Genomic DNA, 9,300 nt, shown 5'->3' with positions numbered 1-9,300 from the left:
CCTCCGCCGCGACGTTCGCACTGCTTTGCGCCAGTGCCCTGTTCGGCCGCTTCATCCATCGCCGCATGCCCGAAACCTACCGGACGCGCGAGACGCTGGAGACGATGCAGCTCGTCATCGGCATGCTGGTCACTTTCGCTGCCTTGGTCCTGGGCCTGCTGACGGCCTCCGTGAAGAATTCCTACGATGCGGCGACACGCGACCGCCATGCCTATGCCCTCCACCTGACGGCGCTCGACCAGTGTCTGCGCGACTACGGACCGGAGACCCGCTCGGCACGCGAGGACCTTGCACGCTACACTGCCGCCGTCATCGCCAGCACATGGCCGCACGAGCCGCCTCCGGTCGGCATCGCGTATCCGGACACCAGGAACATGCCGGTGGTCGGCTCCTCACCGGTCCTGGGCGACATCATGAACCGCATCGGACAGAGGATTCGGGCGCTGACGCCCACGACCCGGGAGAAAACAGCAACGGCGGAGGATTGCCAGGATCTTTATCACGGTGTCATCGCCGCGCGGATGACGGTCATCGAAGATGCGGGGACCGAACTCTCCGTCCCGTTTTTCTCGATTCTGATCTTCTGGCTGACCGTCGTTTTCTTCACTCTCGGCCTTGCGGCGCCGCGGAACAGGATTGCCGCGCTCGGAATCCTGCTATGCGCGCTCTCCCTCAGCAGCGCGGTCTACGTCATCATTGATCTCAGCCTGCCCTATAGCGGGTTCATGGCGATCTCCAGCGGAGAGATGCGGAATGCTCTCACCGAGATGATGGCTCCCGGGCAATGAGGCCGCCGGCTTGGCGCAGCCTTTCCGCCTGGGGTGTCATGGCCCGATCAGGAAGACCTTGCAGGAACGAATCATGTCCATGCTGATTCCGCCACGGTTCCGGCCACTTTGCCGAGTCGACGCCATACCCGATGGCGGCGCCAAAGGCTTCCCCGGGGGCCCGGGCTACACACCGGGGCTGATCGCGGTGCGCCAGGGCGAGCAGGTCCTAGTCTATGAAAACGCCTGCCCGCATATCGGCACGCCGCTGGATTGGGTACAGGGGCAATTCTTTTCGACCGACGGCCGGTATCTGATTTGTGCCACGCATGGCGCCGCCTTCGAACCTGCGACGGGAGAATGCGTGGCGGGCCCTTGCCGTGGCGATTTCCTGACTGCCGTTCCCAGCGAAATCCGCGATGGACTGGTGCTGATCGACCGCCCGGCCTGACCCGCGATCGCTTGCCTCGTCGAATTATGATATTGCGACGCATTCTCATTTGAGGCAGGGTAGTCCTCGCCATCTGGAGGACTCCCCATGGGTCAGATCATCCGGCTGCCCATCAGCCCCGTGCCCTATCCGAATACGTCCGCCAAGCTGGACACCGCCGAATCTGTCCTGCTGATCGCGATACGATGGTGGGTCGCCGCTTATCGACAGGGCGAGAACGCCTTGGCCCGCCTCTGCCGGGGGTTCGAGGCCGCCGGCGCCTATGAGGCCGCGTTCGCCATCGACAACCTGATGGACATCGTCGCGCGCACGGTGCGACGGCCGATCGACGTGCATTGCCCGCGCTGCCCGAACGTGTCGGACGACGAGAAGCACCTGCTGCATGCCGCCGCCCTGGCACAGGCCGGACAAGGCGATCTTGCGGCGAAGGCATTGCGGATCACGTTGCTGTCCGCCCAGGGCGCGGATTTCGCCCTGCTCGCCCTTGAAGGCCTCGGCGAGCTGTTCGCCGATGCGCGGCTCTTCTTCCGGCCCCGCGTGCCGCCGACAGCCGACGGGCTCGAAACCTGGTCGGTCGCCCCGCCCGGCGAAACGCGGCACTGATCGAATGGAGGACGCGATGGAGCGCCATTTCTCGGCCGGAGTCGCCACGATCTCCGCGTTCATGGCGGCAAACGGGTCCGCCGCCGGACGGGGATGGGACGAGACGATGCGGCTGGAAGCCTATCTCTTTCAGGACCTTGCGCTTCCGGCCGAACCCGAACCGCAAATCCGCCTCCGGACATGGGGCGTGGCGGCGTGGACGCCAAGCTGTGAGTCGGTGGCGTGATGCGACTCGGTGCGGCATAGGAGGGCGGCGGGATGCGCCGTCCACGGCCGGAGCGGCTGCGTAGTACCAGGGTTTGGTGCCGCATGATGCGCTAACTACAACCTCTAGCGGTCGATACGGGCGGTTATCCACATTATTTTGTGTTTGACCGGCCGATTCCCGTTGACCGTCAAGCCGTCCCCGGATAGGTCGGAGAGTGTGACAACCTCAGAAACCCGTCCTTTGATCCGGCTGAGAGGCCGCTCCGTTATGGCGCTGGTGCTGGCGCCGGAAATCCCGCTGGGCGACTGGCTCGCCGCGTTGGATGCGCAAATGGAACGGTCGCCGAACTTCTTCGACTCGCGCCCGGTGATCGTCGATCTCGGCGCCGTGCCGGCGGCGCAGCAGGGTGTGGCCGAGTTCCTGCAGCTTCTGGAACAGCGCGGTATCCGCATCATCGGCACCGAGGGCGCCCATGCGTCCTGGCCGGGGATCGAGGCCTGGGGCCGGCCGCTGCCGATGACTGGCAAGCCCGGGCGTCCGATCGAGGTGCCGGAGGCCACGTCCGCGGCCCAATCTTCCGCCACCCAAGCATCGGCCGTTCAACCGCCGGTCGACCAGCAGGCGGGCGAAGTCAATTCGCTCGTGCTGGATGAACCGGTGCGTTCCGGCCAGTCGGTGGTGTTCGAACGGGGCGATGTCACGATCTTGGGCTCCGTCGCCTCGGGCGCGGAGGTGATCGCCGGCGGGTCGGTCCATATCTACGGCACGCTGCGCGGCCGTGCGATCGCCGGACTGGCGGGCAATCCGAACGCTCGGATCTTCTGCACGAAGTTGCAGGCGGAATTGCTGTCCATCGACGGCGTCTATCAGACGGCCGACGATATGCCGCCGAAAGCCCTGGGCAAGCCAGTGCAGGCTTGGCTCGACGGCGAGCAGATGAAAATCACGGTTCTGGAGTGAGGGGAAGCAGATGGCCAAGGTCCTGGTGGTAACGTCCGGCAAGGGCGGTGTCGGCAAGACGACCTCCACCGCCGCCCTCGGCGCGGCGCTGGCCCGTGGTGGCGAGAACGTCGTCGTCGTCGATTTCGACGTAGGTTTGCGCAACCTTGACCTGATCATGGGCGCGGAACGGCGTGTGGTGTTCGACCTGATCAACGTCGTCAACGGCGATGCCAAGCTGAGCCAGGCCCTGATCCGTGACAAGCGCCTGGACACGCTGTCGCTGCTGCCGGCTTCCCAGACCCGCGACAAGGACGCGCTGTCGACCGAGGGAGTCGATAAAGTCGTGGCCGAGCTCAAGGAAAAATTCGATTGGGTAGTTTGCGATAGCCCGGCGGGAATCGAGCGCGGCGCACTGCTGGCGATGCGCAACGCCGACGTGGCTGTGGTCGTGTCGAACCCAGAAGTATCATCCGTGCGTGACTCAGACCGCATCATCGGCATCCTCGACTCCAAGACGCTGCGCGCCGAACGGGGGGAACGGATGGAGAAACACCTGCTGGTGACCCGTTATGATCCGGCCCGCGCGTCGCGAAACGAAATGCTGAAGACCGAGGACATGCTGGAAATCCTGTCGATCCCACTGCTGGGGATCATTCCGGAATCCGAGGAAGTGCTGCGTGCATCGAACATCGGCGCGCCGGTGACGCTGAACAATCCATCTTCCGCCCCGGCACGGGCTTATTTCGACGCAGCCCGAAGGTTGAAGGGCGAAACGGTCGAGGTCGTGGTTCCACTGGAGCGGCAGGGCCTGATCGGGCGCCTATTCGGTCGGAGGGTGGCATGAAACTCATAGACCTGTTCAGAAAGAAAAGCTCCGCCCCTGTCGCACGCGAGCGGCTGCAAGTCCTGCTGGCACATGAACGCAGCGTGATCGGCAAGTCCGATCTGATCGCGGTGCTGCAGGAAGAGATCCTGGCGGTGATCGCCAAGCATGTCGCGGTCGATCGCGATGCAGTGCAGATCAAGCTGGACCGCGGCGAGGCGATGTCGATGCTGGAGATCGATGTCGAGGTGCCGCTGAACGCGAAGCCAAAGACCGAAGCGGCACGGGCTTCGGCGTGATGCCGTAACGTCCTGGTGCCTGCCCGTTATCACTCCGGATAGATCATCTTCCGCGTCACGCCGCCATCGACCACGAATTCCGCGCCGGTGATGAACCCGGCGTCCGGCCCTAACAGGAATGCCGCCAAGGCGCGATGTCCTCGACACGCCCGACCCGACCTGCGGGATGGAAGGCGTGCTCTTCCTCCGTTGGCGTCGGACCTTTGGTAAAGATCCAGCCAGGACTGATGCAATTGACCCGCACGTCAGGGCCCAGGCTGATCGACAGCGCATGCGTCAGCGCGACCAGACCACCCTTCGAGGCCGCATAGGACTCGGTATCCGGTTCCGACATCCGCGCGCGGGTCGAGGCGATGGTCACCACAGACCCGTTTCTTTCACGCAACAGAGATTCCGCCGCGCGGACCAGCAGAAAGGTGCTGGTCAGGTTGGTGGTCAGCACGGACGTCCATTCCGCCAGCGTCAAATCGGCGATCCGTTTGCGGATCATGAAGCCGGCGTTGCACACCAGCCCGTCAAGACGCCGCTCTGTTTCCGATACGGAACGGACCAGCGCGGCGACCTGGGCTTCATTCCCGACATCGCAGACCATCGACCGAGCACCTGGGACCGAGGCTCGATCGCGGTCGGCGATGACGACGCGCCAACCATCGGAGATCAGCCGGACGGAGATGCCGGCGCCGATGCCTTTCGCACCTCCGGTGACCAAGGCGACACGGGGTTCGGACTCGGACACGGGTCCGCGGCCCTACCCTTTCGCCGCATCCAGCGCTTGCGACAGGTCCCCCAGGATGTCGTCGATATGCTCCAGCCCGATCGACAGCCGGATATAGCCAGGCGTTACGCCGGTCGCCGCCTGCTCACTTTCCGTCAACTGCGAGTGCGTCGTGCTGGCCGGGTGGATCGCCAGGCTGCGGGCGTCGCCGATATTCGCGACGTGGTAGAACATCTGCAGCGCGTCGATGAAGCGACGGCCGGCCTCCACGCCACCCGCGATCTCGAATCCACATAGGCCGCCTTGCCCGTGCGGCAGATATTTCGCGGTCCGTTCGGCGCCCACGCCGCTATGGTAAGCTGGATGGATCACCCGCTTCACATCCTTCCGCTCCGCCAGGAAATTGGCGACGGCGAGGGTGTTCTTGCTGTGCTCCCGCATGCGCAGCGGCAGGGTTTCCAGACCTTGCAGGAACAGGAACGCGTTGAACGGTGCCATTGCCGCGCCAAGGTCGCGCAGCAGCGTCACGCGCAGCTTCAGGATATAGGCGATCGGTCCCAACGGCTTGGCGGCCTGCGACCAGACGGCCCCATGATAGGACGGATCAGGCGTGTTCATCGCCGGTTGATGGCTGGCATGGGCCTCCCAATCGAAATTGCCGCCATCGATCACGGCGCCGCCGATGCTGGTGCCGTGGCCGCCGATATATTTCGTTGTCGAATACATCACCACTGCCGCGCCATGATCGAGCGGGCGCACCAGCAGGGGCGCGGCCGTGTTGTCCATGATCAGCGGGACGCCGAAGGAACGGCCGATCTTCGCCACCTCGGCGATCGGGAAGGGGACCAGTTTCGGGTTCGGCAGCGTCTCGGCATAGTAGGCGCGGGTGCGGTCGTCCGTCGCACGGGCGAAGGCCTCGGGATCGGACGGGTCGACGAACCGGGCCTCGATCCCCTGGTCCTTCAGGGTATTGGCGAACAGGTTCCAGGTTCCGCCGTACAGGTCGGTCGAGGTCACGATGTTGTCGCCAACTCGCGCCAAGTTCTGCACCGTCATGGCCGAGGCCGCCTGGCCCGATGCCAATGCCAGCGCCGCCACGCCACCTTCCAGCGCCGCCAGGCGCTTCTCGAAGGCGTCGCAGGTCGGGTTCATGATGCGGGTGTAGATGTTCCCGAGCTCCTTCAACCCAAAGAGGTTGGCCGCGTGCTCGGCGCTGTCGAACTGATAGGACGTGGTCTGATAGATCGGCACAGCAACTGAATTGGTCGCGGAATCCCGGCGCCAGCCGGCGTGCAGGGCCAGGGTCTCTGGGTGTTTGCTGTTCATGGAAGTCTCCCGCAGATAAGGGCCGCGACTATAGGTGGGCGCGACATTTCGTAAATGCCCACGTCGTGGAAAGACAAAACTTCCGGCATTAGGCACTTTACCAGTGCTTCGTTTCCTCAGTGCCGGTTCCCTGGAGAGAAAAACCTACCCCCAGCGGTGGCGGGGCGGGCATGTCGGCGACGCTGCGCACCCTGGAAGCCCGACCGTCCGACGCCGGAGGATTTGTGCAGATCCGTGGTCAGTTGCCTTCGACGGCCCGCTTCACCAAAATCTCGTGGCCGCGCCGGAGGGCCTGCACCATGGTCTCGGCGGGCATCGCGCCGGAGAACAACCCGTAGCCGTCCAAGAAGAAAGACGGAACGCCGCTCACGCCGCTTTCCCGCGCGGCCTGGTCGGCTTGACGCATCGCGTTGTCGGCAAGGTCGCCGGCCAGGAACGCCTCGACAGCGGAACGGTCCAGCCCGACTTCGGCGGCACAGTCGGCCAGGACACCGTGATCGCCGACATCCCTGCCCTCTGTGAAATAGGCCTGGAATAGCCGCTCCACCATCTCAGGCTGTTTCCCGGAGCGGTCGGCGAACCAGACCAAGCGGTGCGCATCCATGGTGTTGGGGGTGCGGGTCATCAGATCGGTTCGGAATTGCAGGCCGACGGCAGCCGCGGCGTCACTGGTGCGCTGATCGAGTTCCTTCGACTTCTCCAGGCTGCCGAATTTCCAGGTGCGGTAAGCAGCGCGGTCACGACCTTCCGGCGGCATGTCGGGGTTGAGCTGGAACGGGTTCCAATGGACAGAAAAATGCAGGCCTTCCTGGGCCAGCGTCGCCAGCGCACGTTCAAGCTGGCGTTTGCCAATGTAACACCACGGGCAAATAACGTCGGAGACGACGTCGATTCGGGTACCAGGCGGCGTATCCCGTGTCACGGCAGCGTCCTGGGTCGTGTCGTCCATCGGGCGGGTCCTTTCACCGCTAAACTTTCATCAAGGGACAGCCTTGGTTTTTCCACCAGGGATGTTTAACGTATCAAGTGCCGTACCAGGCCAGCAGGAGGCAAATTTCATGGCTTTTCCCCCTAAATCAATGGCTGATTTTGGCGATTTCACCAAATTCTTCGCCGAGATGAAGATGCCCGCCATGCCGGACATGGACGCATTCGTCGCCGCTACGCGCCGCAACATGGAGACGCTGACCGCCGCCAACCGTGTCGCCCTGGAAGGCGCACAGGCCGTTGCCCGCAGGCACATGGAGATCATGCAGCAAAGCATGACCGAAATGACCGAGGCGATGCGCGCTATCACCACCACCGAATCGCCCCAGGCCAAGGCTGCGAAACAGGCGGAACTGCTAAAGCACGCCTATGAGCGTGCGGTCGCCAACATCAAGGAACTCGGCGACATGATCCAGAAGTCCAACGCCGAGGCGCTGAAGCTGTTGAACACCCGTTTCACCGAGGCGATGGACGAGATCAAGCAACTGGCCGAAAAGTCCGCCAGCAAATAAGGACGCGTTTGCACGGTTCGCTCCGGCTTGGCAGTGTGCCGGCCGGAGGGAACCAGGCCATGCTCGAAAATCCACCGATCCTCACGATCCACCGCGGCTTCCGTCGGCCCGACAAGGCGCTGATCGAAGCGTTTCGCGGGGCGCAGACGTCTCATCTGGCCGATGCGATGGACGGGCGTGGATCGCTTGATTATCGGGTCAAGCCGTTGGACCCTGTTACGGCGTCGTTTGTTGGACCTGCGATGACCGCGTTCGCCTATCCGGCCGATGTGGCGGCGGTGTTCGGTGCGCTGTCCGAAGCTCAACCGGGGGACGTGATCGTCGTGGCGAACGATGCCTTCACGCGGACGGCCGTGTTGGGCGACATCGCGGCGGGGATGATGAAAAACAAGGGAATCGCGGCTTTCGTCACGGACGGGTTGGCGCGGGACAAGGCGGGGATCATAGCCACCGGGCTGCCGGTGTTCTGCCAGGGGATCCAACCGAACTCCCCGGCGATGCACGGGCCGGGGATCGTCGGCGCGCCGATCACGCTGTGCGACGTGACGGTGCTGCCGGGGGATATCGTGGTCGGCGATGCCGATGGTGTGGTGATCGTGCCGGCGGCACAGGCGGAATACGTGCTGGAGCGCCTCCGGCGGGTGCAGGCGGCCGAGGAGCGGACGATCGCCCTGGTCCAGCAGGGCGCCACCATGGCCGCCGGCGCAGCGAAGCTGATCGAGGCGGCGGTGATCGTGGAGGGGCGCTGACCCCTACCCTTCCCGTACGACCTGTTCCGCCAGGCTGTTGTCGACGATCTCCTCGAACGGGATGTCCCGCGTCAACGCACCACCCGACTTCATGCAAGCGGCCAGCCGAGCGACGCCTTCGGGTCGGGTGATGGGGTCGCGGCCGTAGAGGCCGAGGGCCTTGTAGCGGTCGATCGCCCCCGCGTAGATCGCAGGCGGCACGTCGGGAAAGTAACCGGCCAGCGTGCGCTGGATCTCCGTCCCCGGTGTGGCGTGCAGCCACTGCAGCGTGCGGTACATGCCTCGGACCATGCCCAACAATTCCTTGCGCTTGGCGGCAAGGACCGAACGGCGCGTGACTAGAGTCGTATAAGCGCAGAGCCCGCGATTGGCGGCGGCATACCAGAGATGGCCGGCGCCGGAGGCCAGCAAATCCTCCGCATAGGGCTGGAAGAGTTGGACGGCGTCAAGCGTGCCGGCGCGCAGGGCCGCGGCGTTCTCTGCCATCGTGTTGGTGGTGACCCGTGGCACGGCGGCGGGATCGGCGCCGTCACGGCGGATATCGTCCTGCAGGCAGAGCCAGGGCGTGGGTACCTCGGACACCGTGCCGATCTTCGTGCGCAGCAGGTCGGCGGGGCGGAAATCAGGCTTGGGCGTGCGGCCGATGACGAAGAACGGATCGCGGGCGATGACGTCGCAAAAGCAGACCGAATCGTTCGATGGGTCCCTGTCGTGGTTGGTCAGCACGCGGAGCGGGCCGCCCCACATCACCTCCACCTCGCCGGCATTCAGGGCGGCCGCGGTCTTCTCCGGGTTGGTGGAGAGGCGGAAGTCGACCTCGACGCCGGCGTCCTTGTATGCCCCTGTCGCCACCGCCGCGTAGAAGGGTGTGTAGAACAGGGCGCGGAAATTCTCCGACAGGGTGATCATCGGCTGGGT

Annotated in this window: 13 protein-coding genes; 9 read left to right on the top strand and 4 right to left on the bottom strand. The window is 64.5% G+C overall.

The features are described from left to right. From VHB27_RS02295 to minE, 7 genes are all read left to right on the top strand, one after another. Window positions 1–788: hypothetical protein (locus VHB27_RS02295; protein ID WP_325597300.1), on the top strand; the 788-nt coding region annotated here is incomplete at its 5' end. 73 nt (window positions 789–861) lie between these two features. Then, a complete protein-coding gene (locus tag VHB27_RS02290; RefSeq protein WP_325597299.1) occupies window positions 862–1,218 on the top strand; it encodes a Rieske (2Fe-2S) protein in 357 nt (118 codons plus the stop codon). Between the two features lie 87 nt (window positions 1,219–1,305). Further along, window positions 1,306–1,821: a hypothetical protein gene (locus tag VHB27_RS02285; RefSeq protein WP_325597298.1), complete on the top strand. Its 516-nt coding sequence runs from the start codon at window positions 1,306–1,308 to the stop codon at window positions 1,819–1,821. Between the two features lie 16 nt (window positions 1,822–1,837). Further along, window positions 1,838–2,047 (top strand): hypothetical protein, encoded by a 210-nt coding sequence (locus VHB27_RS02280; protein ID WP_325597297.1) that lies wholly within the window; start codon window positions 1,838–1,840, stop codon window positions 2,045–2,047. A gap of 198 nt (window positions 2,048–2,245) precedes the next feature. Continuing rightward, window positions 2,246–2,989, top strand: coding sequence for a septum site-determining protein MinC (minC, locus tag VHB27_RS02275; protein ID WP_325597305.1), 744 nt, complete (start codon window positions 2,246–2,248; stop codon window positions 2,987–2,989). Between the two features lie 10 nt (window positions 2,990–2,999). Further along, the gene (gene minD / locus VHB27_RS02270) at window positions 3,000–3,815 is read left to right on the top strand and encodes a septum site-determining protein MinD (RefSeq protein ID WP_325597296.1); all 816 of its coding nucleotides are present in this window, start codon (window positions 3,000–3,002) and stop codon (window positions 3,813–3,815) included. After that, entirely contained in the window at window positions 3,812–4,093 is a 282-nt protein-coding gene (gene minE / locus VHB27_RS02265; RefSeq protein ID WP_325597295.1) for a cell division topological specificity factor MinE, read from the top strand. Before minD ends, minE begins: the two co-directional genes overlap by 4 nt. Before the next feature lie 109 nt (window positions 4,094–4,202). Here the strand turns inward: minE and VHB27_RS02260 are convergent, their stop codons facing one another. From VHB27_RS02260 to VHB27_RS02250, 3 genes are all read right to left on the bottom strand, one after another. Then, window positions 4,203–4,829: an SDR family oxidoreductase gene (locus tag VHB27_RS02260; protein WP_325597294.1), complete on the bottom strand. Its 627-nt coding sequence runs from the start codon at window positions 4,827–4,829 to the stop codon at window positions 4,203–4,205. A 12-nt stretch (window positions 4,830–4,841) separates the two neighbouring features. Then, window positions 4,842–6,134 carry an O-acetylhomoserine aminocarboxypropyltransferase/cysteine synthase family protein gene (locus VHB27_RS02255; protein ID WP_325597293.1) on the bottom strand — a complete coding sequence of 431 codons (1,293 nt, stop codon included), beginning with the start codon at window positions 6,132–6,134 and terminating at the stop codon, window positions 4,842–4,844. Window positions 6,135–6,372: 238 nt separating this feature from the next. Next, a complete protein-coding gene (locus VHB27_RS02250) occupies window positions 6,373–7,083 on the bottom strand; it encodes a DsbA family oxidoreductase (RefSeq protein WP_325597291.1) in 711 nt (236 codons plus the stop codon). 61 nt (window positions 7,084–7,144) lie between these two features. On the opposite strand from VHB27_RS02250, the gene VHB27_RS02245 reads away from it, so the two are divergent. Further along, a complete protein-coding gene (locus VHB27_RS02245; RefSeq protein ID WP_325597289.1) occupies window positions 7,145–7,633 on the top strand; it encodes a phasin family protein in 489 nt (162 codons plus the stop codon). Between the two features lie 59 nt (window positions 7,634–7,692). After that, window positions 7,693–8,382, top strand: a complete 690-nt coding sequence (locus VHB27_RS02240) for an RraA family protein (RefSeq protein WP_325597287.1) — start codon at window positions 7,693–7,695, stop codon at window positions 8,380–8,382. 3 nt (window positions 8,383–8,385) lie between these two features. Here VHB27_RS02240 and VHB27_RS02235 read toward each other — a convergent pair whose 3' ends face one another. Beyond that, window positions 8,386–9,291: an ABC transporter substrate-binding protein gene (locus tag VHB27_RS02235; protein ID WP_325597285.1), complete on the bottom strand. Its 906-nt coding sequence runs from the start codon at window positions 9,289–9,291 to the stop codon at window positions 8,386–8,388. Window positions 9,292–9,300: the final 9 nt, after the last annotated feature.

It is taken from the genome of Rhodopila sp., assembly GCF_035548235.1.
Taxonomy (GTDB): Bacteria; Pseudomonadota; Alphaproteobacteria; order Acetobacterales; family Acetobacteraceae; genus Rhodopila.
This window is presented reverse-complemented; position numbering and strand designations above follow the sequence as displayed.

Coding starts and splice junctions, on each gene's coding strand:
- VHB27_RS02290 (WP_325597299.1), top strand. CDS start 862: ATGTCCATGCTGATTCCGCCACGGTTCCGGCCACTTTGCCGAGTCGAC.
- VHB27_RS02250 (WP_325597291.1), bottom strand. CDS start 7,083: ATGGACGACACGACCCAGGACGCTGCCGTGACACGGGATACGCCGCCT.
- VHB27_RS02240 (WP_325597287.1), top strand. CDS start 7,693: ATGCTCGAAAATCCACCGATCCTCACGATCCACCGCGGCTTCCGTCGG.
- VHB27_RS02255 (WP_325597293.1), bottom strand. CDS start 6,134: ATGAACAGCAAACACCCAGAGACCCTGGCCCTGCACGCCGGCTGGCGC.
- VHB27_RS02285 (WP_325597298.1), top strand. CDS start 1,306: ATGGGTCAGATCATCCGGCTGCCCATCAGCCCCGTGCCCTATCCGAAT.
- VHB27_RS02245 (WP_325597289.1), top strand. CDS start 7,145: ATGTTTAACGTATCAAGTGCCGTACCAGGCCAGCAGGAGGCAAATTTC.
- minE (WP_325597295.1), top strand. CDS start 3,812: ATGAAACTCATAGACCTGTTCAGAAAGAAAAGCTCCGCCCCTGTCGCA.
- minD (WP_325597296.1), top strand. CDS start 3,000: ATGGCCAAGGTCCTGGTGGTAACGTCCGGCAAGGGCGGTGTCGGCAAG.
- VHB27_RS02235 (WP_325597285.1), bottom strand. CDS start 9,291: ATGATCACCCTGTCGGAGAATTTCCGCGCCCTGTTCTACACACCCTTC.
- VHB27_RS02280 (WP_325597297.1), top strand. CDS start 1,838: ATGGAGCGCCATTTCTCGGCCGGAGTCGCCACGATCTCCGCGTTCATG.